This is a genomic window from Streptomyces sp. NPDC091292 (assembly GCF_044757265.1).
In the GTDB taxonomy this organism is placed as follows: domain Bacteria; phylum Actinomycetota; class Actinomycetes; order Streptomycetales; family Streptomycetaceae; genus Streptomyces.
Genome location: NZ_JBIVUQ010000002.1, coordinates 99,755 through 124,269, shown reverse-complemented (window position 1 = coordinate 124,269; position 24,515 = coordinate 99,755). Strand labels below are relative to the sequence as shown.

General features: G+C 70.4%; 20 protein-coding genes. 11 read left to right on the top strand and 9 right to left on the bottom strand.

The window, feature by feature from the left end; all coding sequences use genetic code 11:
- The first annotated feature begins 165 nt into the window (after positions 1-165).
- The 3 genes from ACIQNU_RS08660 (at position 166) to ACIQNU_RS08650 (ending at position 4,275) form a co-directional block, all read left to right on the top strand.
- Positions 166-900: a LuxR C-terminal-related transcriptional regulator gene (locus ACIQNU_RS08660; protein WP_401362852.1), complete on the top strand. Its 735-nt coding sequence runs from the start codon at positions 166-168 to the stop codon at positions 898-900.
- Positions 897-2,006: a sensor histidine kinase gene (locus ACIQNU_RS08655; RefSeq protein WP_401362849.1), complete on the top strand. Its 1,110-nt coding sequence runs from the start codon at positions 897-899 to the stop codon at positions 2,004-2,006. Before ACIQNU_RS08660 ends, ACIQNU_RS08655 begins: the two co-directional genes overlap by 4 nt.
- Before the next feature lie 82 nt (positions 2,007-2,088).
- Complete coding sequence (locus tag ACIQNU_RS08650; RefSeq protein ID WP_401362846.1) at positions 2,089-4,275, top strand: TerD family protein; 2,187 nt, start codon at positions 2,089-2,091, stop codon at positions 4,273-4,275.
- 154 nt (positions 4,276-4,429) lie between these two features.
- Here ACIQNU_RS08650 and ACIQNU_RS08645 read toward each other — a convergent pair whose 3' ends face one another.
- Both ACIQNU_RS08645 and ACIQNU_RS08640 read right to left on the bottom strand, forming a co-directional pair.
- The gene (locus tag ACIQNU_RS08645) at positions 4,430-6,088 is read right to left on the bottom strand and encodes a PHB depolymerase family esterase (protein ID WP_401362843.1); all 1,659 of its coding nucleotides are present in this window, start codon (positions 6,086-6,088) and stop codon (positions 4,430-4,432) included.
- A 205-nt stretch (positions 6,089-6,293) separates the two neighbouring features.
- On the bottom strand, positions 6,294-6,635 hold the full coding sequence (locus ACIQNU_RS08640) for an SCO0607 family lipoprotein (protein WP_401362840.1): 342 nt from the start codon (positions 6,633-6,635) through the stop codon (positions 6,294-6,296).
- Positions 6,636-6,805: 170 nt separating this feature from the next.
- Here ACIQNU_RS08640 and ACIQNU_RS08635 point away from each other — a divergent pair, with 170 nt between their 5' ends.
- The 3 genes from ACIQNU_RS08635 (at position 6,806) to ACIQNU_RS08625 (ending at position 8,748) form a co-directional block, all read left to right on the top strand.
- Positions 6,806-7,867, top strand: coding sequence for a medium chain dehydrogenase/reductase family protein (locus ACIQNU_RS08635; protein WP_401362837.1), 1,062 nt, complete (start codon positions 6,806-6,808; stop codon positions 7,865-7,867).
- A 100-nt stretch (positions 7,868-7,967) separates the two neighbouring features.
- On the top strand, positions 7,968-8,510 hold the full coding sequence (locus tag ACIQNU_RS08630) for a TerD family protein (RefSeq protein ID WP_401362834.1): 543 nt from the start codon (positions 7,968-7,970) through the stop codon (positions 8,508-8,510).
- Between the two features lie 28 nt (positions 8,511-8,538).
- Positions 8,539-8,748 (top strand): hypothetical protein, encoded by a 210-nt coding sequence (locus ACIQNU_RS08625; protein ID WP_401362831.1) that lies wholly within the window; start codon positions 8,539-8,541, stop codon positions 8,746-8,748.
- A 22-nt stretch (positions 8,749-8,770) separates the two neighbouring features.
- On the opposite strand, the gene ACIQNU_RS08620 is transcribed toward ACIQNU_RS08625, so the two are convergent.
- A complete protein-coding gene (locus ACIQNU_RS08620) occupies positions 8,771-9,235 on the bottom strand; it encodes a GreA/GreB family elongation factor (protein ID WP_401362828.1) in 465 nt (154 codons plus the stop codon).
- A 145-nt stretch (positions 9,236-9,380) separates the two neighbouring features.
- Here ACIQNU_RS08620 and ACIQNU_RS08615 point away from each other — a divergent pair, with 145 nt between their 5' ends.
- A complete protein-coding gene (locus ACIQNU_RS08615) occupies positions 9,381-10,022 on the top strand; it encodes a DUF1345 domain-containing protein (protein WP_401364193.1) in 642 nt (213 codons plus the stop codon).
- A 105-nt stretch (positions 10,023-10,127) separates the two neighbouring features.
- Positions 10,128-12,515, top strand: coding sequence for an FdhF/YdeP family oxidoreductase (locus tag ACIQNU_RS08610; RefSeq protein WP_401362825.1), 2,388 nt, complete (start codon positions 10,128-10,130; stop codon positions 12,513-12,515).
- On the opposite strand, the gene ACIQNU_RS08605 is transcribed toward ACIQNU_RS08610, so the two are convergent.
- The 6 genes from ACIQNU_RS08605 to ACIQNU_RS08580 all read right to left on the bottom strand — a co-directional run bounded on the left by ACIQNU_RS08605 (position 12,479) and on the right by ACIQNU_RS08580 (position 21,700).
- Complete coding sequence (locus ACIQNU_RS08605; protein WP_401362822.1) at positions 12,479-13,669, bottom strand: HupE/UreJ family protein; 1,191 nt, start codon at positions 13,667-13,669, stop codon at positions 12,479-12,481. The two genes, ACIQNU_RS08610 and ACIQNU_RS08605, sit on opposite strands and share 37 nt — an antisense overlap.
- Before the next feature lie 99 nt (positions 13,670-13,768).
- Positions 13,769-17,752 (bottom strand): metallophosphoesterase, encoded by a 3,984-nt coding sequence (locus ACIQNU_RS08600; protein ID WP_401362820.1) that lies wholly within the window; start codon positions 17,750-17,752, stop codon positions 13,769-13,771.
- Positions 17,753-17,983: 231 nt separating this feature from the next.
- Complete coding sequence (locus ACIQNU_RS08595; protein ID WP_401362817.1) at positions 17,984-19,177, bottom strand: ABC transporter permease; 1,194 nt, start codon at positions 19,175-19,177, stop codon at positions 17,984-17,986.
- The gene (locus tag ACIQNU_RS08590; protein ID WP_401362814.1) at positions 19,174-19,941 is read right to left on the bottom strand and encodes an ABC transporter ATP-binding protein; all 768 of its coding nucleotides are present in this window, start codon (positions 19,939-19,941) and stop codon (positions 19,174-19,176) included. Before ACIQNU_RS08590 ends, ACIQNU_RS08595 begins: the two co-directional genes overlap by 4 nt.
- Positions 19,938-21,023 carry a peptidoglycan-binding protein gene (locus tag ACIQNU_RS08585; RefSeq protein WP_401362811.1) on the bottom strand — a complete coding sequence of 362 codons (1,086 nt, stop codon included), beginning with the start codon at positions 21,021-21,023 and terminating at the stop codon, positions 19,938-19,940. Before ACIQNU_RS08585 ends, ACIQNU_RS08590 begins: the two co-directional genes overlap by 4 nt.
- Positions 21,020-21,700 carry a hypothetical protein gene (locus tag ACIQNU_RS08580; RefSeq protein ID WP_401362808.1) on the bottom strand — a complete coding sequence of 227 codons (681 nt, stop codon included), beginning with the start codon at positions 21,698-21,700 and terminating at the stop codon, positions 21,020-21,022. The genes ACIQNU_RS08585 and ACIQNU_RS08580 overlap by 4 nt, the downstream gene beginning before the upstream one ends.
- Before the next feature lie 133 nt (positions 21,701-21,833).
- Here ACIQNU_RS08580 and ACIQNU_RS08575 point away from each other — a divergent pair, with 133 nt between their 5' ends.
- Genes ACIQNU_RS08575 through ACIQNU_RS08565 form a run of 3 tightly spaced genes read left to right on the top strand, consistent with a single transcriptional unit; the run spans position 21,834 to position 24,501 of the window.
- The gene (locus ACIQNU_RS08575) at positions 21,834-22,526 is read left to right on the top strand and encodes a response regulator (RefSeq protein WP_401362805.1); all 693 of its coding nucleotides are present in this window, start codon (positions 21,834-21,836) and stop codon (positions 22,524-22,526) included.
- Positions 22,523-23,998 (top strand): ATP-binding protein, encoded by a 1,476-nt coding sequence (locus ACIQNU_RS08570; protein WP_401362802.1) that lies wholly within the window; start codon positions 22,523-22,525, stop codon positions 23,996-23,998. The genes ACIQNU_RS08575 and ACIQNU_RS08570 overlap by 4 nt, the downstream gene beginning before the upstream one ends.
- Positions 23,995-24,501, top strand: a complete 507-nt coding sequence (locus tag ACIQNU_RS08565; RefSeq protein ID WP_401362799.1) for a hypothetical protein — start codon at positions 23,995-23,997, stop codon at positions 24,499-24,501. Before ACIQNU_RS08570 ends, ACIQNU_RS08565 begins: the two co-directional genes overlap by 4 nt.
- Positions 24,502-24,515 lie beyond the last annotated feature (14 nt).

Below are 24,515 nucleotides of genomic sequence, written 5' to 3'. Positions count from 1 at the left end.
GCGGGGCATCGGCACTGATCCGCAACCGGTCCCGCGCCCTACCCCGCACGGGATACGGACCACCCGCACGGCCACATGCGGTTTCCCCGCACCCTCACCCGCAGGTGGCCCGCACCCCCGGCCACCCACCTCTCACGCCCGGGATCCGGGACTTACGGTGGATCCATGAATGCCGACCGCGGGCTCGGTGGGGGACACACCGGGGCAGCCGCCGGGGCGCCTGCCCAGAGGTTCACGGGGGTGTCCTCCACCGGCACACCCCCGCCCCGCCCCACCGTCGTCCTCGCGGACGATCACCTCGTCGTCCGTGCCGGGATGCGGCTGCTGCTCTCCGCCGATCCGGTGTTCGACATCGTGGCGGAGAGTGCGACGCTCGGTGAGACGTTGCTGGCGGTGGGGCGGTGCCGGCCGAGTGTGCTCGTACTGGATCTGATGCTGTCGGGGCAGTCCAGCCTCCGTGCCATTCCGGAGCTTCTGGCCGCATCGCCCCGCACCCGGATTCTGGTACTCACCATGCAGGAGGACCCGGCGTTCGCCCGTGAGGCGCTGCGCAACGGCGCCTCCGGCTATCTGCTGAAGGAGGCGGCGGCCGAGGAGCTGCTCGGTGCCGTGCGCCAGGTCGCCGCCGGGGGCACGTATGTGCAGCCCTCGCTCGGTGCCCGCCTGGCCGTCGCCGACCTCGGCCCGCCCGGCGGGGCGCCGGACGACCGGCTGACGGCGCGCGAGGTGGAGGTGCTGTCCCTGCTCGCCCGGGGCCACACCAATCAGGAGATCGCGGAGCAGGTGCACGTCTCCGTCCGTACGGTCGAGACGCACCGCGCGAGAATCCGGGCCAAGCTCGGGGCCGAGACCAAGGCGGACCTGGTGACCGCCGCACGCGAACGCGGACTCCTGGCATGACCACCGCATCGCGCCTCCGCGTCCACACCCTCACCCGCGCGCGGGCGGGCGGCATCGCGGAGGCGGCCGGTTCGGTCCTGCTGCTCACCGCCCTCGTCTTCGAGGTCGCCGTGCAGTCCCTGCACGCCGAGTTGGCGCTGTGTCTCGCCGCGGGCGCCCTGTTCCTGGTCGCCGCCGTCCTGACCCCCGAAGCCGCCGACGCACGGCGGCCGTGGCTGACGACCGTCGGCGCCCTGTCCCTCGTGATCGCCGTGGCCCTGCTCGTCCGTATCACGGAGGCGCCACTCCTCAACGGCCTGCACCTCGTGCCCGTCACCCTGATCGCGTGCGCCGCCGCGCTCGGACACCGTGCGGCGCTGCGCCACCGGGGGCTCGACCGGGAGTGGAGCCGGGCCCGCCGTGACGGCGAGGAGCGCGAGCGCCGGCGGTGGGCGCGCGAGTTGCACGACGACACCCTCCAGGAGCTGGGCGCGGTGCAGATCGTCCTCGCGGGTGCCGCTTCCAGCAGCCGCCTCGACACCATGAAGGAGGCCATCAACCAGGCCCGGCGCCTGATCGGCAACCAGATCACCTCGCTCCGGCATCTGATCGCGGAGCTGCGCCCGGCCGCCCTCGACCAACTCGGCCTGCGCCCCGCCATCGAAGCCCTGTGCCGGAGCACGTCGGAGAACTTCGGTATCGACGCCGAAGTACGTGTCGGGGAGCACTGGGACGACCACGGCGCCGACCTGCCGCCCGATGCGGAGGCCCACGTCTACCGCATCGTGCAGGAAGCGGTGACCAACGCGGTGAAGCACGCCCGTCCCACCCGGATCGTCGTCGCACTCGACGCCGACGACCACACCGTGTCGGCGACGGTCACCGACAACGGCGACGGCATGTCCCCCGCGACCGCCACGGCACCCGTCCGCACCCCGCCCCGGGCGACCGCTTCCGGCGGCGTGGGCATCGCGGCCATGCGGGAACGGGCACATCTCCTCGACGCCGACCTCACGCTGGAGTCGGCCCCGCGGCGGGGCACGACCGTCACTCTGCGGGTCCCCCGGCACGGCGGGGACCAGGAACCCGACCGCAACGGCGGGTGGGGCGGGCGGCGAGGCACGTAGACCGAGAACGAGGACGAGGGCCAGGGAACAAGCGCCGGAAACCCGAATGCGCCCCCTCGCCCGCCTCTGGGAACATGCCGAAATGGCAGAAAGTCTCGCATCGCTGGTCGTCCGGCACACCCACCGCATCCCCATGCCCGGGGCTCCCGTAGCGCTTGAGGCTTCCGGTGAGGGCGACGTCGTGGCGCGGCAGTTCGACGCCGCGCTGCTGTCCGTGGGCTTCAAGCTCTCCGCGGACCTGCTGAAGCACCTGTCACGCCTGCCCGAGGGCGAGGTGGTCGACACCGCCGTCCGCACGCTGGGCACCGTACGCGAGATGGTCGGCGACCATGTGCGGCACAACGTGTACTTCATCGACTTCCCGGCGCATGTGCCCGACACGTTCGACTTCTGGATGCGGTGTGTCACCGACGGGCTCAGCGACAGCAAGTCCCGTGACGGCATCCTCGCCCAGCTCCGGAGCGGGGTCCTGGATCTGCTCACGCTGCCTTCCTACGGCAACTACCGCCACACGTATGCCGAAATGCTCGCCTCGCACGACGAGCTGATCGCGGCGGCGGGCGACCGGCTGACCGTCCTGCACCTGGGCGGCGAGCCGGCCGACGAGGTCACCGCCCTCTACCTCGCCCTGGCCAACAGCACCACACCCCTGGGCGACGACGGCCTGCACGACCTGCGGATCCTCGCCGAGCACGGCGTCCACGGCCCGCAGCCCGACGCGATCCCGGTCCGGGAGAGCCGCGCCGTCATCAACAAGGCCCGTCTGCACGCGGGCGCGGATCTCCTCCTCGACACGGTCACCGATGTGCTCCGCCTGGCCTGCGCGCTGTCGGACGGTGATGTGACGCTCCAGGAGCCGACCCGTTTCCGCGCGCCGTCCCGCCGGGTGCGCCGCGCCCTGCTCGCGGGGCTCGACGGCGTGGTCGCGGCGGCTCCGGCCAAGCTCGCCGATGTCGCCGCGCACCGCGAGATGTGGAAGCGGCTCGGTGAGCGCCTGCATCCGCACGAGTACCCCCGGTGGCCGCATGCCGCCGACGTGTTCGCCGTCGCCCGGGGCGAGAAGGAGGCGCGGTCCTTCGACAGCAGGGCCGAGGAACTGCTCGGCCTCGGCGATGTCACGGGAGCGACGGAGCTGCTGAAGTCCGCGCCGGGCAAGCTGTTCCGGACCCTGGACCGGCTGCTCCGCACGGCCGGAACGCGAGCCGAGTACGAGGCCGTCGTGGCCGCCGCCCAGCAGATCGCGCCGGACGTCTCGGGCCGGGTCGTGCTGTCGGTCCGCGACCATTTCCACAACCGTGCCGGGGAGAGCGGCGAGCGACGCGTCTTCGTCAACCGCCTCGGCCGGGCCTGGGTCATGGACGACACCCGTGCGCCCGTCCCGCCGGGGGCCCGCGACCGGCTGATCGCCGTGCTCGACGACGAGATACGCCGCCGGCTGCCGGCCCCGGGCCATCTGCTGATCGACCCGGGCGTCCTCGACGTCGCGCTTCCGCTCAGCGGCCGGGCGACCGCGTCCGGACTCGGCGTACTGCCCCGCGGCTCCGTCTCGCCGGTCGACGGCGAGTTGCTGCGCTTCTTCGTGTACTGGAAGCAGACGGGCCGTGACACCGACTTCGACCTGTCGGCGCTGATGCTGGACGCCGACTACCGGACCGTCAACTGGCTGTCGTACACATCCCTCAGCGACGTCGAGGGCGAGCACTCCGGCGACATCACCGAAGCACCCGACGGCGCTTCGGAGTTCATCAACCTGCGTCTCGGCGCCGTGCGCGGCACCTTCATCGTGCCGCAGGTCAACATCTTCGCGGGGGAAGGCTTCGAGGAGGTCGAGGAGTCGTTCTTCGGGTTCATGCTGCGCGAGGGCGAGCAGAAGGGGCGACCGTTCGAGGCGCGTACCGTGCGGATGAAGTCGGAGCTGCGCGGCCCCGGCCGGGTGGCTCTGCCGCTGGCGTTCCAGCGCGGGAGCGACGGCCGCTGGATCGCCAGGTGGTTGCATCTGTACCTCAAGGGCACCCCGTCGGCCAACCGGGTCGAGGGCAACCGGGTGTCGGTCGCGACGCTGCTGCGCCCCCTCGTCGAGCGCGACGCCCTCACGGTCCGGTACCTCACCGACCTGATGGCCGACGGCGCGACGGCCACGAGCCTGTGGGACGGCGCGACGGTACCGGACGGGCCGGTCACCTATGTGGGCATGGAACGGCCCGAGGGCCTGCACCCCGACTCCCGTGTCGTCACGCTCGAAAATCTGCGCGACCTGATCCCCGCCTGACTGCTACCTTTGGCCACGGCGAGGCCATGAAGGGACTTCCTTCTCATTCCTCTCTTGAATCCAGTCCTTTCGCTTTCCTCGCCCTCGACTTCGCGCCCCGGGGCCCGGTCCGCCCGGCCCCGGGCCACGTCGTTCGCGCTCCGTGCACTCGCTCCTACCGGTATTCGACGGTCAGGGTCGCCGGAGTGTCCTTGTTCACGAACAGATACGCCGCCGAGGTCTGATCCGCCCCGAAGCGCAACCGGAGTTGCGTGGTGCCGGTCCGGTCGATCGCGGCGAGCCCGGCCGAGGACAGATCGCCGGAGTTCCTGCTCCCCGAGGTGAACGAGGGGATGTCGGCGGCGCCCGGCACGGTGGCGGGGGCGGCCCAGTCCAAGGGTTCGACGGAGCAGCCGCCGAAGCAGCCCGTCCGTACGTCGACCAGCAGCCGATTGCCCGCCGGGCTCGCCCAGGGGTCGCCCGCCCCACTGGTCCGGTTCAGGGTCACGTAGGCACGGGTGATCGTCTTGTCGGCGGGGATGCGTGAGGTGTCGAAGGACAGGACGCTCCGGTTGAACTTCCCGTCGGTGCCCCGGCCGAGCGCGAGACCGTAGACGCTCTTCAGCGCACCGACGACCGGCCCGGAACCGTCGGCGGCGGCCTTCACATAGCCGTCCTGTGCGTCCGTGCTCGGGATGACGACCTGGTTCCGCGGGGGTGTCGGCGCGTCGCCGCCGAGCGCCCGGACCATCGCCATGATCGTCTCGATCTGCTTGCCGCCGTGCCGGGCGTGGTCGGCGTCACCGAGGTAACCCCACCAGTTCCAGCAGCCGTTGGGGTTGTCGAGCGTGGCGGTGGCGACGGCCTGCGGGTACAGCACGATCAGGTTGTTGGTGTCGGCGTACTCGTTGAGATGGGCCTTGTCGACGAACTGCGTGCCGAACCCCTGATAGGAGTAGCCCTGCTTGCAGCCGTGCAGCGCGACGACCAGCTCGCAGGCGGCGCCGTTCGCGCAGTTCGGCGGCGTGTAGACGAAGCCCTTGTCGTCCATGGAGATCGCCTTGGCGCTGCCGCCGGGGGTGTACGGGTTCTGGTCGAACTGGATCAGGGAGCCGCCGGGTGTCACGCTCGGCGCGGTGACGGAGCCGAGCAGATGCCCGAGCAGGTCGCCCGGCGCGTCCACACCGCAGTTGTTGAGCCACGGACTCTGCGTGAGGGTGCAGGAGTTCGGCCCCAGCGGGCTGACCCAGGCGTGCCCGGCCGCGCTGGTCCTGTCGTAGCGGACCGCGGACCCGAAGCGGCCGAAGTAGGTGGAGAGCGCGTCGGCCACGGGCCGCTTGACCGTCGTGTCGTTGGCGCCGCTGAACGCGTAGACCCGGTCGCCGGAGAGCTGTGCCACGGGGTCGATGAGCCCCTGGGCCGACCAGTCCCGGGTGGTCTGCTCCAGCCTGTCGAGCTGGAGATCCTGGAAGGTCTCCATACAGGCGTTGAGCGCCTTGCCGAGGTCCCGCTGCGCACAGTTGTAGGGACCGGAGGCGAAGACTCCGGAGCCGCTGAACGTCCCCGAGTACGCCACGTGGAGCTGGGTGGCCATGTAGCCGCCGGAGGAGATGCCGGCGGTGTACGCGGCGGTGATGTGGTGGGGGGCGAGGGTTCCTGGTACGGGGGCCAGGGGGGCGGATTCCTTCGTGCTGGTGGCGGTGGGTGCGGGTGCCGGGGTGGGGGCTGCCTCGGTCGCGGAGGCCGGGAGCGTCGTCGCCCCGCCCCACAGCGCCGGCACCAGCACGGCCACCGCGACCAGTCCGCGTAACCGCAGGGCGAAGGACGATCTCATGGCGCCTCCTCGAATGAGCCGGTGACCCGGGTGATGTCCCGCTGTCACGGTCTCCCGGAAGGTAGAGGCGTACGGCAGGTGCCCCTATGGGGTCGGCCCCCACAATTCCCGGTGCGGCTGAGGTGTGCGCTCCTGCTGACAGGATCTCGGTGAGCCGTGGACTGCGCTCACCGGCCCGGCGTCTCGGACGGACGCCCGGCGGGTGTCACTCGGACCCGGAGACCTTGATGATGTCGCCGTTCTTGTCGATGGTGTGGGTCTGCCAGTACTTGTCCCACTTGTCGCCGACGTGCTTCGGCTCCTTGCCCTCGGGGTAGCGGACGTAACCCTTCGACGGCTCCTCACCGTTGGACACACAGGCGCTGCCGGTGCTTCCGATGGTCATGACCGGATACTCGCCACCGCCGCACGTCGCGTCTTCGAGTGAGCAGCCGGTGGTCAGCATCGCGACGGTCGCGGAGGCCACGGCCAGACCCGCCATGGGCCGGCGCACCCGGTGGGCGCTGCTGCCGGACGAACGGAGGCGGAGGCGGGGGGTGATGTTCATGATGCGGTTCTCCCTGATCGGCTGATGGCTCAAGCCTGCCGGGGCGCCGACTGCCGATCATGAGTACGGCTACTCAGATGTCGTGGCGCAGGTACCCAATCGGTAGGTGTTCTTGACACACCTCTCTCCTAGAGTTATAACTTCTAACGAACGATAAATACCGTAACCGAATGGGTAGCACAGTGGAGGTCGCCATGAACGGTCACGCCGAGGAACTGATCGAGGTCGTCCTGCCGGGCAAGGTGGAGCCGGAAGGGCTGGAGATCCGGCACGGTGCCGTCCCCGCCGCGGGGCCCGGACAGGTCGTGATCCGGATGGAGGCGACAGGGGTCTCGTTCGCCGAGCAGCAGATGCGGCGTGGGCGGTACTACGACCAGCCGGCGTTCCCGTTCGTGCCCGGCTACGACCTGGTCGGCACGGTGATCGCCACCGGCGAGGGTGTCGAGCCGGGACTCTCGGGCACCCGGGTGGCCGCGCTGGTCAAGGTCGGCGGCTGGGCCAGCCATGTACGGGTCGACGCGGCGGACGTGGTGCCGGTGCCGGACGGGGTCGGCGCGGCGGAGGCGGAGACCCTGGTGGTCAACGGCGTCACCGCCTGGCAGATGCTGCACCGCAAGGCACGGGTCCGCGCGGGGCAGACGATTCTGGTGCACGGCGCCAACGGGGGCGTCGGCTCGGTCCTGGTCCAACTCGCCCACGCGGCGGGTGTGAAGGTGATCGGTACGGCGTCCGCGCGCCACCACGACGCCCTGCGGGAACGGGGCGTCACCCCCGTCGACTACCGCACCGAGGACGTTCCCGTACGGGTCCGCGAGCTGGCCCCCGGTGGGGTGGACGCCGTGTTCGACCATGTCGGCGGCCGAAGCGCGGTCGACTCCTGGCACCTCCTCGCACCCGGCGGCACGCTCGTCTCCTACGGCAGCGCCTCCACCCGGGACGACGAAGGGTCCAAGCAGGTGCCGGTGTTCAAGCTGCTCGGCCGGGTATGGCTGTGGAACGCGCTGCCCAATGGCCGCCACGCCTACTTCTTCAACGTCTGGGCGGGCCGCGCCCTGTCCAAGGACCGGTTCCGGGCCCGGCTGCGCGGTGACCTCGCTCAGGTCTTCGGGGCGCTCCAGCGCGGGGATGTCACCGCGCAGATCGCCGCGCGGCTCCCCCTCACCAGCGCCGCCGACGCCCTGCGCCTGGCCGAATCGGGCACAGTCTCCGGAAAGGTGGTCCTCACGCCGTAGTTCGGGTCCGGCCGGGCTTCAACAGGATGTCCGAGAGCCATACTTGACCCTGCGGGGGATCACCCCGTGGTGGCGTGGTTCGGGGAAGGCAGTACATCCGGTGAGCGGTGCGAGCAGAGTTCAGGGCAACATCGAGGTGAGGCTGCGCTGGGACCCGAGTCCCTGGAACCAGCCACCCCACCATCTCGACATCATCGCCACGACGTACTCGGCGGACGCCCCGTACGGACCACCGGTGTACGTCGTGCACTCCGACAGCCGCTCCCCCGACGGCACCATCAACATGCCCCGGCACAGCCGGACGGGCCAGGGCTTCGGCTACGTCGAGGTGATGGTCCTCGAACTCGACCGCCTGGCGTCCTCCTTCGCGCGGGTGGTCGTAGGGGTGGCGATCCACCAGAACAGCGGCCACAAGACCTTCGGCGACCTGTCGAACGCGGGGGTGCTGGTCGTGGAGGGCTACAAGGAACTCCTGGCGGACGACTTCCCCGAGGTCGCCGAAGCGACCGCCACCAAGGTGGCGACCTTCACGAAAGACCCGTCGGGATCCTGGCAGTTCCACCCGACGATCCAGGGCTTCGACAGCGACCCGGAGACGTTCACAGCGGAAATGGGCGGCGAGCCACCGGTCCTGGAGCAGTGACCACGGCGAAGCATTGGCTCGATCTGTCATGGACGCGATAGACGCCACGCGCGCGTACACCCTCGACACCCACGACGGGCAGTTGGGTGACGGCCTCAGCCCCAATGTCGTCTGCGGCTCAAGCGCCAAGTTCTCCATGGACGTGCCGGCGGACGTTCCCGGCGGAGCCGCGGTCGTGCGGATCTGCCTCACCGACGGTTCCCACACACCGTTGCGCTGCGAGCGCTACGGGCACTGATCCGCCGGCCGGTCGTCCCCCGTCACGTGGTGCCGATGGATACCACTGTCACCGTCGACTGGCCGTCGGGGGCGTCGTAGTGGGCCGTGTCGCCCGGGTGGTGGCCCAGGAGGGCGTGGCCGAGGGGGCTGTCGGCTGTGACCAGGGTGTGGTTCGACTCCTCGGCGGCGTCGCCGATCTGGACCGTGTGTTCGGAGCCGTCCGCGAACCGTAGGGTCACCGTGGATCCGACGCCGACCGTGTCGGTGCGGGGCGGTCCTGCGAGGGCGGACTCTTCGAGCCGCACCTTGATCTCGGCGATACGGGAGTCGATGCGGTCCACCTGGGTCGCGCGCTGCAATTCGTCGGCCTGGTCGGCGGTGTCGCCCGGCGAGTCCGTGCCGCCCAGGGTGGCCGCGACCGCTTCGCGTTCGACGTGCAGATCCGCAAGCTCCCGTTCGAGTGCCCTACGGCCTTCCGCGCTGATGGGGCCGGATTCGCTGGTCATTCCTGCTCCCGTTGATCATCCATTTCGCCGTTTGTGAGCTTAGTGGGCCGCTCGCATCGGCGCGCGGCGCCATATACCCGTAACCTCGCCAGGCAGCCACGAACCACTACCGTTGTCGCTTGTGAACCTGCGTCCCCGGTTGTCGATGTCCGCGGTGCCACGGCTTGCCTTCGCGGTGGTCGGTGGGGCCGTGGTCGGTGCGGCCGTGGGATTCCTGGTCGACGCGCCGCTGGGAATTCTCGGCGGTATCGCCGCGACCGAGACATTCTTCGTCGTGGCCGGCTGGAGCGTGCTGTGGCCGATGGACGCCGACGCCACCCGCCACAACGCCCGGCGTGAGGATCTGCGGCCCGTCGCCGAAGAGATCTCCGTCGTCGCGGCTGCCCTGTGCGGCCTGATCGGCATCGTGGTGTTTCTGCTCGGCAATTCCGACACCGCCCATGCCGGGGCGGCCCTGATCGGCGTATTCATGGCCTGGGCCGCGCTGCACCTGATGTACGCCACTCGATACGCGTACCTCTATTACGAGGAATCCGGGGACGGTGGGGATGCCGGGGACGGCAATGTCGGCGGCGGTATCGATTTCAACTCCGACCGGCCGCCCGCGTACCGCGATTTCTTCTATTTCAGCTACAACCTCGGCATGACTTATCAGGTCTCCGACACCGATGTGTCGAGTTCGACCATCCGCGCGATGGCGCTGCGCCACACCCTGCTGTCGTATGTGTTCGGCACCGGCATCCTGGCGACCGCCATCAGTCTCGTCGCGGGAGTCTTCACCCACTGACCGGCCGCCGGGATCCGTTTGAGCGAGCCACCGGATGGTTGTAGCGTTCCTCCATATCGCGTGCACCTTTTGTCCCCATACGGCCCCGTCGAAGGGTTGACCAGCATGGCTACCTCGGATGACGACAAGACCGGCACGCCCGCCGGTGGCGAAGGTCCCCGCACCGGGAAACGGCCGTCCCAGCACGCGTACCACCACCCGGCGGCAGGCTGGGGTGCCGCCAAAAGTGTCACGCGGGTCCTCCTGCGGGAGCGCGCGCTGATCGACGGGCCGCGCGCCATCTTCAAGATGAACCACGAGAACGGCGGCTTCGACTGCCCCGGCTGTGCCTGGCCCGACGACACCAAGGGCCTCAAGCTCGACATCTGCGAGAACGGCATCAAGCACGTCACGTGGGAGATGACACCCAAGCGCGCGCGACGTGAGCTGTTCGCCGCAAACACCGTGTCGGAGCTGGCGACGTGGACCGACTTCGCCCTGGAGGACACGGGCAGGCTGACCGAGCCCATGGTCTACAACGCGGAGACCGACCACTACGAGCCCATCACCTGGCAGGCCGCGTTCGATCTGATCGGGAGCGAGCTGCGCGCCCTCGACTCCCCCGACGAAGCCGCCTTCTACACGTCGGGACGGCTCGGCAACGAGGCGACGTTCCTGTACCAGCTGATGGCCCGCGAGTTCGGCACCAACAATCTCCCCGACTGTTCCAACATGTGCCACGAGGCGTCCGGACGCGCCCTGCGGGCCTCGCTCGGTACCGGGAAGGGCACGGCCGACCTCGCGGACTGGGAGAGCGCCGACGCCCTGTTCGTCATGGGCGTCAACGCCGCGTCGAACGCCCCGCGCATGCTCACCGCACTCGCCGACGCCTACCGTCGCGGCGCGCAGATCGTGCATGTGAACCCGCTGATCGAGGCAGCCGCGACCCGGACCATCGTCCCGCACGAGTTCGTCGACATGGCCCTGTTCAAGTCGGTGCGCACCAGCACACTCAACCTCCAGGTCCGCTCGGGCGGCGACCTCGCGCTGATGCGCGGGATCGCCAAGGCGGTGATCGAGGAGTCGGCGACGGACCCGAAGGCGCTCGACCGCGAGTTCATCGACCGGCACACGCAGGGGTTCGAGGAGTACGAGGCGCTGTGTGCGGCGACGCCGTGGGAGGAGCTGGAGCGTCAGTCCGGTCTGTCACGTGCGGACATCCTCAAGGCCGCCGAGGTGTACTCGCGGTCCGACCGGACCCTGATCAGTTGGTGCCTGGGCGTGTCGCAGCACGAGCACGGCGTGGACACCGTGCGGGAGATCGTCAACGTCCTGCTGCTGCGCGGGAACCTGGGGCGCGAGGGCGCCGGCCCTTCTCCGGTGCGCGGGCACAGCAACGTCCAGGGGAACCGCACCTGCGGCGTCGACCACCGGCCCACGCCCGAGTTCCTCGACCGGCTCGCCGCCGTGTGCGGCATCGACCCTCCCCGTGAGCACGGTCTGGACACGGTCGGGACGGTCGAGGGGATGCACCGGGGCACGGTGAAGGTGTTCGTCGGCATGGGCGGCAACTTCGCGATGGCCGCGCCCGACACCCCGTACACCGCCGAAGGGCTGCGGCGGTGCCGGCTCACCGTCCATGTCAGTACGAAGCTCAACCGCAGCCATGTCGTGCACGGGCGGAAGGCGCTCATCCTGCCGTGTCTCGGCCGGACCGAGCGGGACCAGCAGCGCGGCGGACTCCAGTCCACGTCGGTCGAGGACTCCATGAGCATGGTGCATCTGTCGCTCGGCATGAAGCGCCCGGCCTCGCCGCATCTGCTGTCCGAGCCCGCGATCATCGCCGGTATCGCGCGGGCGACGCTGCCCGACAGCGCCGTGCCGTGGGAGCACTACATCGAGGACTACGACCGGATCCGGGACACCATGGCCCAGGCCCTGGACGGGTTCGAGGACTTCAACCGCCGTGTCCGTCTGCCGCTGGGGTTCCGTCTCAAGCAGCCGGCCCGCGAACTCGTCTTCCTCACCCCCTCGGGCCGCGCCGAGTTCTCCACCGCTCCGCTGCCGGACTCCGTGCCCGAGGGCGACTTCCTGATCCTCCAGACGATGCGCTCCCACGACCAGTGGAACACCACCATCTACTCCGACGACGACCGCTACCGGGGTGTCAAGAACCTGCGCACCCTCGTCCTCATGAACGCCGCCGACATGCGCGCCCGGGGGATCACTCCCGGCAGCACGGTCGACATCACGGCCACCTCCAGGGACGGCAGCGAGCGCCGTCTCACCGGATACCGTGCGCTGCGGTACGACATGCCCCGTGGCTGCGCGGCGGGGTACATGCCCGAGATGAACTTCCTCGTCGGCGCGGCCGACTTCAGCAGGCAGAGCGATCAGCCGCTGATGAAGAACATCAAGGTCCGCATCGCTCCGAGCGCCACGGGCACCGGTTACGGCGCGGGCGCCGGCGACGCCGCTCAGGCGCTGACGGAGACCCGGTCCCACAGCCAGTAGAGGCTCACGGCGACGATCGGCACCGTCAGCGCGGGCAGCACCCAGCGGTGGACCGGCGACCTGCGCAGCAGGAGCAGCAGCGGGAACACCACGGCGATGATGCCCAACTGCACCGCCTCGATACCGACGTTGAAGCTGAGCAGCGACACCAGCAGCTCCCAGGACCAGCTTTCGTCGATGCCGAGTGATCCGGCGAAGCCCAGACCGTGGACGAGGCCGAACACGAAGACGGTCGGCAGCCGCCAGCGCGCGTTGTCCTCACGGTCGCGCAGCAGGAAGCCCGCGACGGCGACGACGGCGATGGACGCGGCGATCACCGGTTCCACCACGGCTGCCGGTACGTCCACGACGCCGCACGCGGCCAGCAGGAAGGTGATGCTGTGCGCGACGGTGAACGTCGTCGCGGTGAGCACGATGTCGCGCAGGCCGCGGGCGCCGATGAGCAGCGACAGCAGGAAGAGGATGTGGTCCAGTCCGAACAGCAGGTGTTCGGTGCCCAGCAGGAAGAACTCCCAGACCTGGTGCGACTCCTGGCCGTCCGCCGCGGCTGCGGTCACGGAAGGGTCGGTGACGGTGAGTACCTGCGAGCCGCGCTGCCCGTCGATGTCGTAGTGGACGATCGTTTTCGTGCTGTGCACGAAGCTCTCGGCGTCGGGGAACAGCGCACTGGAGACCGTGACGGGTCCGGTGGCGCCCGCGGGGCAGGTGAAGGCGAGGGTGAGCACGGCGTACGCGCGCTTGCCCCGCGTGGTGATGTCCGCGTCGCCCTCGGTGCGGGCCGTGCAGCGCTTGTCGTCGCGGACGACCGTGAAGCGTCCGGTGACGTACGAGGACACCGCGTCCGCGTTGAGCCTGAGCTGGCGCAACTGCTCGGTACGGTCCTTCGCGTCGTACGCCTCGGCGTACAGCCAGGCCGACTTCATCAGCAGGTCGTACTCAAGGTCGAGGGTGGCCTCGGGGCGGGCCGCGCTGCCGGTGATCTCGGCGTAGGCGTTCGTGGTGGCGTCGTGCGCGGCGGCCGGGGCCGCCTGGATCAGACCGGCGCCGAGCACCGTGGCCAGGGCGGCGAGGACGGTGAGCAGGGCGCCGCGCGCCCTTCGGGACCGGAAGCCGTGGGCGGGCACCGGGGCCTGCGTGGGGTCGGGGGGACACATGGGTGGCTCGGTTCTCCTGTCCGGGGATACGGACGGCGGGGCCCGCCGCCCCGGACCGGTCGGGTCCGGGGCGGCGGGCTCAGGTGGCCTTCCGGCGGGTCAGCGCCGGCCCGTGGACGGGCCGAACCACTCGTAGAAGGGCGTGTCCGGACCCCATGTGCCCGGTCGTCCGTGCGCGTCCTTCGTCACGAAGACGCTCGGTTCGGAAGCGGTCACACCGCCGCCGCCGGAACGCGCCGTGACGAACCACGCATGGGTCGAACCGGGCTTGAGGTTCTTCCACGGCACCGAGGCGACCGCCCCGGACTTGACCTTCGTACGGCCGATGACGTCGACCGGGTTGTACAGCGCGACCGAGTCCGTACGGAACATCGTCTTGCGTGTCTTGAGGTCGACCGGCAGCACCATGTTGTCCTCGGTGCCGTCGTACCGGTGGTCGGTGTCGTACTCGGTGGCACCGAACTCGTCGAGCAGCGGCGAGTAGGTGTCGACCGTCAACTCCGACCGCTGCACATTGAACTGGAGCATCCGGAAGAAGCTCGCGCCGAACTGGAGTCGGTCGTCGGGCTGGTAGCCGCCGATCTCGGTGAGCCCGAGCCGGTCCGCGGACACCGTGTAGAACTGGTAGTCCGCGAGGAGTTCGACCACGCCGTGGCTGACCTCGCCGACCTTCGGCTTCACGTTGGTGCCCACGCCGTGCTCGTGTCCGGCGAGGATCAGGAACACGTTCGGATTGTCCTGGACCACCGTCTTGTACAGCATCGAGCCGTCGGGCGCGGAGAACGGGGCGCCGCGGCCGTCGGGGCTGGTGCTCGGCGCGAGGTAGTCGTGCGAGAGCAGGATGCCGTTGCGGTCGGGGAAGCGCTTGAAGATCGAGTCGGCCCATTCGGCCTCCTCACGCGTCACGCCGTACGACAGACCGACGACGACGAAGTCCTGGCCGCCGGCCGAGAACAGGTCGTAGTGGTTCTGGTTGTCGCCCGCGCGCCAGGGGCCGCCGTAACTCGCGTGCTCCCAGCCCTGTGACACCGCTTCGTAGCGGTGCGGACCGTAGTACTGGTTGTAGAGGGCGTCCGGTCCGTTCTCGGTGCCGGACTGGTTGTCGTGGTTGCCCGCGATCACCCCGTTCGGGATGCCCGCGTCGTCGAGGATCTTCTGCTGCTTGGAGGACATCTCCATCTCGCCGACGACCTGCTTGCGTGTGGCTTCGTCGGCGGGCTTGCGGATGTTGTTCTCGATGATGTCGCCGGTGTGGGCGACATAGGCGATCTTCCGCTTGTCCTTGTTGGCGGCGACCCAGCGGGAGACATCCCCGTACGCCTTCTCCCAGACCGCGCGCTCCTCGGCCGTCTCCTGCTCGACCGCGCCCTCGGAGAGGTACTGCGTGTCGGTGTAGTGGACGATCGAGAAGTCGTACGAGGAGGGGTCGGCGAACGCGTTCGGGTCGCCCGCGTCGATGTCGTCGGCGAAGGGGTCCTCGCCCGTCACCATGACATGGACCTGCTGGCGGTCGACGTAGCCCCGGTCCAGGACCACGGTGAGCACCGTGTTGCCTTCGGCGGCGCCCCGCGCGCTGCTGACGACGTCCCACTGTGCGGTGCGGCTGTTCCAGACCCGCAGTGAGGCGAGCCGTTCGGGGTCGATGACGCCTTCCCAGCGCAGCACCGGCTGGTCGACGTGGCCCTTCACCTGGATGTCGAACCGCTGGAAGGTGACGTCGGACGAGGACGGTGCGGCGAGCATCTTGCCGTCGGCGGGTGCGAGCCCCGCGGCCTTGATCTTCTTCTCGCCCTTGACCTTGAGGGTGGTCGGGACGCCGGTGGACGTGCCCTGGTACACCTGGCCCGGCGTGAGGATCTCGGCCTCGGAGAACGTGGCGGTCACGTCACCGCCGTCGGGCTCGGCCACCTTGGCGGACAGGGTGACGTTCCGGCCGGCGTCGGTGGTGCCGGACGCGGGCGTCAGCCGGGCGGGGGTGTCCGGGATGCCGGCGGAGGTGAACTTCACCTCGCGGGTCCCGGTGTTGCCCAGGCCGTCCGTCGCGGTCACCGAGAGCGTGTGCTGTCCGGCGGACAGGCCGGGGCCGATCGCGGCGCCCGCCTTGACGGCCTTGCCGTCGAGCTTGATGTCCGGGCCGCTCACCACACCGGACGCGTCCTTCATCTGGACGCCGAGGACGACCGACGCGGTGATCTTCTGCCCGGCCTTCGGGGTGCTGCTCGCGATCTCGGGCGCCGAGTTGTCGGTGACCAGGGCGCGGGTGGCGGTCTTGCCGGTCTTCGAGGTGGCGGCCAGCTTGTGCTGCCCGTCCTTGATCTTCGCGGTGTCGAGGTCGGCGCGGACGCCCTTGGCCGGGCCGTCCACGAAGAACTCCAGGTCGACCTCGGTCAGCGGGTTGACGTTGTCACCGCAGTTGCCGTCGCCGAAGCTGTAGGAGCCCTTGACCATCCGGCCTTCGGCGGTGGCACCGGCCGGTGTCAGGGTGATCCCGGAGAGCGCGAAGTCGTCCCGGTTGGCGCCGCACGAGGTGGGATAGGTGCCGGTGACGACGTCGATGGTGTTCCAGCCGGGCACCAGCCACTCGTTGGGGAACGTCACATCGACGTGTTGGCTGACGTAGTCGGCGTCCAGGACGAGCTTCTGGCCGTTGACCAGGAGGTGGTTCTGGTAGCGGGCCTCGATGGAGTTGCTGCCGACGGTGAAGCCGAAGGTGGCGTTGCCGGAGCCGAGCGTGTCGGTGACGGCGACGGCCGGGGCGTCGATCGTGTAGTGCAGCTCGGCCTCCGGCAGCCGGTCGGTGCCGGTGCCGCAGGTGCCGTCGCCCATCGGGTAGGACGCGGCGATGTCCTTGCCGGTGACGGTGGCGCCGTCCAGGGCGAGTTGGAGGCGGGAGATGTCGAAGTCGTCGCGGTTGTTGCCGCAGCTCTCCTTGTACGCGCCGGTGACGACCTTGACGGTGTTGTCGCCGGGCACGAGCCACCGCGCGGGTATCGCGATGTCGACCCGCTGGCTGACCCAGGTGCCGCCCAGGTCGATCCGCTTGCCGTTGACCAGCAGGTAGTTGTCGTACTTGTCGTCGAGCGAGTTGGCGCCGACGTCGAAGGAGAACGTGGCCGCGCCGTTGCCCAGCTGGGGTGCGGTGACCGGCTTGGCGCCGTCGACGGTCAGCGAGGACACCGCGCCGTCGGCGCCGGCCGGGAAGTTCGCGAACACGGACTGTCCGCCCTTGACGAGCGTGCCGTCCTTGGGGAGCAGCCGAGGGGCGCCCGCCGGGGCGTTGTTGACGGTCACCTCGTTGGTGACCGTCTTGCGCGAGGCGGTGGTCGCCGTGATCGCGTGCTCGCCGTTGGGCAGCTTCGTGGTGTCCAGGTCCGTCCGCAGGCCGGTGGTGCCCTTCGGGTCGCCGAGGGCGAAGAAGCTGAGCGACGCCTCTTTGAGCAGTGAGGTGTTGGTGCCGCAGGAGCCGTCGCCGAAGGAGTAGGTGTACGCGTTCTCCTCGCCGTCCGCGACCTCGCCGAGGAGGGTGAGCTGGATGTCGGACAGCACGAAGTCGTCGTAGTTCGTGCCGCAGGAGGACTCGACGCTGCCGGCGAAGATCTGGATCTTGTTCTCGCCCTTGACGAGGTGTTCGTTGGGGATGTCGATGGTGCCGCGCTCGTTGACGAGGTCGCCGATGTCCACGCGGTACTCGCCGTTGACCAGCACGTAGTTGTGGTAGCGGGCCTCCGTCGAGTTCGAGCCGACGTCGAAGCTCAGCCGGGACACCCCGACCGTCTTCTCGGCGTCGACCGCCTTCCCGTCGACCGCGAGCTGCGTCACCGAGTCGCCCGCCAGGGCCGGCACGGCCGCGACCTTCTGGACGCCCTCCAGGTACGACCCCTCGCCGGGGGTGAGCGTGGGCAGGGTCGTCGCACTCTCGCTCGCCGCGCTCTTCTTGTCCGTGGCGCGCTGGTCCGTGCCGGTGTCGCCGTGCGCCACCGTCACGTTCGCGCCGACCAGGACGAGCGCGGTCAGGGCGGCGCCCGCGAGCCGTTGCCCGCCGGATCCACCACCCTGCCCTCTTCGCCGCTGTGTTGACCGCATCAGCAGCCGTCCTTCCTCAGGTTCGACATGAAGGGCGCGCGCCGTCCGGCCAGGACCTGGCAAATCGGGCATGCCCATGACGAACCTTCGGCAAGGAAGGTGAACGCCGGTGATGAACGGATGAACAATCAGCCGAAGGAACTTCGGACACATCGCGGTCGGAACCACCGTCGAGTCGCTCTGTGTTCAGCACCACCGTCGAGTCACACCGCGTTCAGCGCCACCGTCGAATCACGTCCCGTTCAGCGCCACCGTCGGATGGAGGCGGGCGGCGCGGATCGCCGGGTAGAGGCCCGCGACCACACCGAGCAGGAGGGTCGCGGCCAGGCCGCCCGCAAGGGACCAGGGCGGAACCACCGCCGTCCACCCCTGGACCTGCGCGAAACCATAGGTCGCCGCCGCGCCGAGCAGCGCGCCCGTCACTCCACCGAGCGCCGACAGCAGCAGCGACTCGGTGAGGAACTGGAGCCGGATCGCCTGCCGGGTCGCACCGAGTGAGCGGCGCAGCCCGATCTCCTGACGGCGCTCCAGGACGGAGATGACCATGGTGTTGGCGACCCCCACACCGCCGACCAGGAGGGCCACCGCGCCCAGGCCGAGCATCAGGTTCGTCAGGCCCTCGTCGGTGGCGGCCTTGGCGGCCAGCGCGTCCGACGGGCGGGAGACCTTGACGACCGCCTCGTTGCCGGGGCTGATGGTGCGGGCCAGGACCGCCCGCACGTCCTCCACCGAGGCGTCCGTGGACCGTTCGAAGACGGTGGTGGGGTGACCGTCGAAGCCGAAGTAGCGCTCGGCCGCCGGGAATCCGACCAGGGCCACCCGGTCCAGGGTGGGGACCAGTTCGAGCGGTGCGAGGATGCCGACGACGACCACGCGCGTGTCGTTCATCATGATCGTCTGGCCGGCACGGGTGACGCCGAGCCGGTCCGCCGCCCGCGCGCCGAGGACCGTCGTGGGAAGGCGCTCGCCGGCCGGGGTGAGCCATGTGCCCTTCTCGACCTCGCCACCGAGCGTGGACAGCAGGTCGATACGGGCCGCCTGCGCGATGACTCCGGCGCTGCGCTCCTCGGGGACGACGTCGCTGCGGCGGATCCTGGCGTCGACATCGGCGGTGGCCGTGACCTGCCGCACCGGGCCGATCCGCTCGACCATGGCGACCGCGTTCTTGGGGAGTTCGACCTCCCCGCCCATGGGGTCCTCGGCGGCTTCGGCGGTGAGAAGGTTCGTGCCGAGCCGGTCGAGCCGGTCCATCAGGTCCGCGCGGCTCGACTCGGAGAGGCCGACGACCGCGACCATCGTCGCGATACCGATGGCGATACCGAGCGCCGAGAGCACCACCCGTGCCCGCCGCGCCCGCAGACCGACCGCCCCCACGCGGAGGATGTCGCGGGGCGCGAGGCGGGCGGGTTTGAGGTCGTTCTTCATGAACCGGCTTCTTCCGTACGGGAATCGGAGCGCGGGCCGGAACCCGTGGCGGAGTGCGTACCGGAGTACGTACCGAAGTGCGTGCCGGAGCGTGTGTCCGAGACGATCTCGCCGTCCTTGAAGCGGACCCGGCGTGGCAGCGATTCCGCGATCCCGGTGTCGTGGGTGATCACACAGATGGTGGTGCCGGACGCGTTCAGCTCGTGCAGCAGCTCCATGACGATCTCGCCGGACGCGGTGTCCAGCGCTCCGGTGGGTTCGTCGGCGAGCAGCAGCGTGGGGTCCCCCACCAGGGCGCGGGCGATGGCCACGCGCTGTTTCTCGCCGCCGGACAGCTCGTTCGGCGTGTGCGCGTGGCGGTGGTCCAGGCGCACCTGGGCGAGCGCGTCCCGCGCCCGTGCGCGTCGTTCCCTCAGCGGTACGCCCGCGTACAGCAGTCCGTCGGCGACGTTGTCCACGGCGTCGCGGCCCGCCGCCAGATGGAAGTGCTGGAAGACGAAGCCGATGTGGCGGGCGCGCAGGGCGGACAGCCGGGAGTCGGAGAGCCGGGACACGTCGTACCCGGCGACCCGGACGGTGCCCGATGTGGGGGTGTCGAGGGTGCCCATGACGTGGAGCATCGTGGACTTGCCCGAGCCGGACGGGCCGACGACGGCGACCAGTTCGCCCGTGTCGACGGTGAGGTTCACTCCGCGCAGGGCGTGGACGCCACCGGGGTACGACTTGGTGGCGTCGCGCAGTTCCAGGACCGGGACCGGCGTCATGACGTCGCCGCCACGCCGACCTTCAGGCCCTCACGGAGGTCCGGGCCGCTGACCTCGATCCGCCCGTCGGCGGTCATGCCCGTCTCGACCCGCACCATCGTGGAGGTACCGCCCCGCACGACCTGGAGTCCGTAGCCGCCGTTCTCGCCGCGCAGCGCGACGACCGCCTCGACGGGGACCGCGAGGACTCCCTCACGTGCCTCGCTGACGAACGTCACACTCGCCGGCACCTTGGCGTCCTCACGGGACGCCGCGCGCACCCCGCCGTCCAGGACGACCTCGACGGTGATGCCGTCCTGGGCACCGGTACCGCCCTCGGCATTGGACTCGTCCTCCGGGCGCACCGTCCCGGCGACCCGCCCCGCCACGGTCTTCCCGCTGGGCAGGGTGACCTCGACCTTGGTGCCCTTCGCGGTGAGCGCACCGTCGGTCTGCTCCAATTGCGCCCGCACGACCGGTTTGGTGGAGGCGATCGTCAGGACCGCGTTGCCCGGGGCGACCTGTTCGGCGAGCGCCGCGTCGGCGGAGACCACCTTGACCTGGCCGGGCTGGAACACGACATCGCCTCTGCCGACCCTGCCGGTGGTCTCCCGGTTCAGGGACTTCTGCCACAGTTTGACGGCGGCCTCGGTGCCCTTGTCGTACCGCGTGTCGACGTACAGCGTCGCCCCGTACCCCAAGTCCCGCAGATTGCGCTCCAGTTGGAGCACGTCGCTGCCCCGGTCGCCCACCTTCATCTCGCGGAACATCGGGACCGGCCCGTAGAGCAGCGTGACGGGTTTGTCGTTCAGCTCGTACAGCGCCTGCCCCATGGTCAGCGTCGTCCCCTCGGACGCGGCCACCGTGACGGTGCCCTCGACGGCCGATGGGACGGCGCGGCGCTGCGCGAAGTCGAGCTTGCCGTCGACGGTCTTGGACTGCACGAGGTCGGTGCGGACGATCTTCGCGGTGGCGGGCGGCAGATCGCCGCCCTTCCCGGAGGCGCCCGCGTCGCCGCCGTTCCCGAGGAGGACGAATCCCCCGGTGACGGCGGCGCCGGCGGTCACGACGGCGAGGCCGAGAAAGGTGGTGCGGCGGCTCACTGCATGCCGTCCAGACCGTCGAGCAGCTTCGACTCGCACGCCTTGCGGGCCTGCTTGTACTTCGGGGACTCCTCGTCGTAGGCCCGGGACAGCGGGTCCGGCTGCCCGCCGGGCTGGGCGTTGCCCGCGCTCATGGTCGGATTGGTGAAGCGGGAGATGCCGTTGTCCCGCATGCACTGGGCGTGCGCGAGCATCGACTCGTACGCCTTCTGCTGGTCCACCTTGGGCTCGGCAGCGCCTACGGCCCGCAACTCCTTGACGCAGGCGCCGTTCCTGCCGCCCTTGATGCCTTCGTTGCGGCCCGGCTGGGAGCCGATCTCGTTGATCTTCGTCCAGTCGAGATGGCCGCTGAGCTTCGGGTCGGGGAAGTCCTTGAAGCCGCCCTTGGCGCGCATGCACGCGACGTAGGTCATCTGGGCGTCGTAGAACTCGCTCTTGGCCTCGGCGGGGGCGCTCGGTTTGCCGCTGTCCTTCGCACCGCCCGTGTCCGGCGCGTCCGACGCGTCCGGCGCTTCGGGTACGTCGGCGACCGTGTCGTTCTTCTGCCCACCGCCGGCGGTGTCGTCAACGCCGCCGCAGGCCGCCGCGAGGGCGAGGACGGGGGCCACGGCGAGCGCGGTCAGAAGCAGTCGGGAGGTGGAGCGGGAGGTGGAGCGGGAGATGGTCTTCGGGATCATGACCGCAACCCTCACCGCGCCACGTGATGGCCTGTGCATGGCCACATGATGGGAACGTAACAATGCCCCCGACCTGTGCTTCCGCCCCCTCCCGGGGCACCGGGCGGCGATCGTGGTGCCCATAATCGACGGCATGCCGCATGTACTTCTGATCGAGGACGACGCGTCCGTACGGGACGGGATGGAGCTGGTGCTGCGCCGGCACGGGTACGGCGTCGCCACCGCGGCCACCGGCGAGGAAGCGCTCGCCGTGCTGGCCGGTCCGGGCGGCGGGAGGATCGAACTGGCCGTCCTGGACCTGATGCTGCCCGGCATGGACGGCTTCGAGGTGTGCCGCCGCATCCGCGCCAGGACCACCGTCCTGCCGGTCATCATGCTGACCGCGCGCGGCGACGACGAGGACATCGTGAAGGGGCTGGAGGCGGGCGCCGACGACTATGTGGTGAAACCGGTCACCGCGCCCGTCCTGGAGGCCCGCATCCGAGCCGCGCTGCGCCGCGCGGAACCCGCGGCGCGCCGGGGCCCGGACGCCGACTTCGCCGGGCTGGTGATCGACCGCGCCGGGCTGACCGTCACCAAGCACGGCGTCCCGATCGCGCTGCCGCCCACCGAGCTGCGGCTGCTCCTTGAGCTGTCGGCGTCGCCCGGCCGCGTCTTCAGCCGCGAACAGCTCCTGGAATCCGTCTGGGACCACACGTTCCTCAGCGACTCCCGGCTGGTGGACGCGGCCGTGGGACGACTGCGGGCCAAGCTGGAGGACATACCGGCGAAGCCCCGGTATGTCCAGACGGTGCGCGGCTTCGGCTACCGCTTCGGACCGCTGTGAACCGCTCCCGGTGGCTCGTCGGCGGGCTGCGCACCCGGCTCGTCACCACCTTCGTCCTCGTCGCCCTCGTCAGCGCGGTGACCGCGACCGCCCTCGCCTACCGCGATGCCCGTACCGCCGTCCTCCAGCGCGCCCAGAACGCCGCCGTGGACGACCTCCGTGAACGGGTCACCTCGGTCGCCGGAGACGTCGACCTGCCGCCCGACCAGCGATCGCTGACCCGGTTCGCCGTGAAGGTCTCGGACGGTATCGGTGCCCGTATCGTCGTCGCCCGCCACCACGATCTCGTCGGGGTCTCCGACTCGCTCGCCGACACGGGGAGCCGGATCACCCCCGAGCTGCGGGCCGCCGTGCGCGGCGGGGGCGGGGCCCGGTTCCAAAGGGTGATGTGGCGGGGCGAGCCCTATCTCACGGTCGGCATGCCCGTGACGTACGCCGACGGGGACCGCGGCCTCTCCGGCCTTGAGGTCTTCGCGATCACCGATCTGCGGGCCGAACGCGACGACACCGCCGCCCTCCTGGACTCCGTACGCGCGGGCATCCTGCCGGTGGTGCTGCTGGCCGCCGTCCTGGCGCTGCTGGCCGCGGGCACGGTCCTGCGGCCGGTACGGAAGCTGGGCCGGGCGACCCGGGAGCTGGCGGCGGGCGACCTCGGCAGCCGGGTCGCCGTCACCGGTCACGACGAACTCGCCCGGCTGGCAAGGACGTTCAACGAGACCGCCGACGCGCTCCAGGCCTCGGACGCGGAGCTGCGCGAGCAGGAGGCGAAGGCGCGCCGCTTCGTCGCGGACGTGTCGCACGAACTGCGGACGCCGCTCACGGCGATGACGATGGTGGCGACCGTCCTGGAGGAGGACGCCGATCAGCTGCCGCCGGACGCGGCGCGGGCCGCCCGTACCGTCGGCGCGGAGACGGCGCGGCTGTCGCGGCTGGTCGAGGATCTGATGGAGATCTCCCGCTTCGACGCGGGTGCGGTACGGCTGAACGCGGCCGGGACCGACCTCGCCGACACGGTACGGGCATCCCTCGCGCTGCGCGGCTGGACGGACCGGGTGGAGGCGCACCTTCCCGAGGGCGTACGGGCGGTGGTGGACCGGCGGCGCGTCGATGTGATCGTGGCGAATCTGGTGGGCAACGCGCTGCGGCACGGCGCCCCGCCGGTGACCGTGACCCTCGGGACGGTCCTCGCGGTGGACGGGGAGTGGGTGACGCTGGAGATCGCGGATCACGGTCCGGGGCTGCCGCCGGGGGCCCGGGAGCGGGTCTTCGACCGGTTCTACAAGGCGGACGCGGCCCGCACGCGGGGCACGGCCGACGACAGTGGTCAGGGCAGCGGCCTGGGCACGGCGATCGCGCTGGAGAACGCGCGGCTGCACGGCGGCACGATCGAGGTGGCGGACGGACAGGAAGGGCGCGGCGCGGTGTTCACGCTGCGGCTGCCCCTGCGGCACGACGGGGAGGACGCGGAGTGAGGGTACGGGTCGGGCTCGGGCAGGGGGTGGTGGTCGCCGCGCTGGGGCTCGGTCTGGTGGGCTGCGGTGTCCAGCCGACCGGGGTGGTGGGAGCGGGCGAGCCCGCGTCGGGCGTGACGCGCGGGATGCGGCTGTACTACGCCTCGGACAGCGGGCTGCGCGGGGTACCCCTCCTCGACGAGGACATCAGGGACCTCAACGAGGTGGTGAAGCTGCTCGCCCAGGAGCCGCCGCCCGCCGAGCAGCGCGACGGCCTCACCTCGCTCGTGTCTCTCGGCGGCTACTCGGTGACGGGAACCGGGACGCGCGTCACGGTGCGCTTCGAGGGCCCGGACCCGATGCCGGGCCGCGGCCAGGCCACGGGCCAACTGGTGTGCAGTCTGGCCCGCGCCCAGTCCGTACTCGACCCGACGGCCAGGGCGGACGACGTCGAGGTCACCATCCGCCCGACCGAGGGCGCCGCGCAGGGCCCGTACCGGTGCGCGGAGTTCCTCAACGGCTGAGTTCCCCAGTGGCT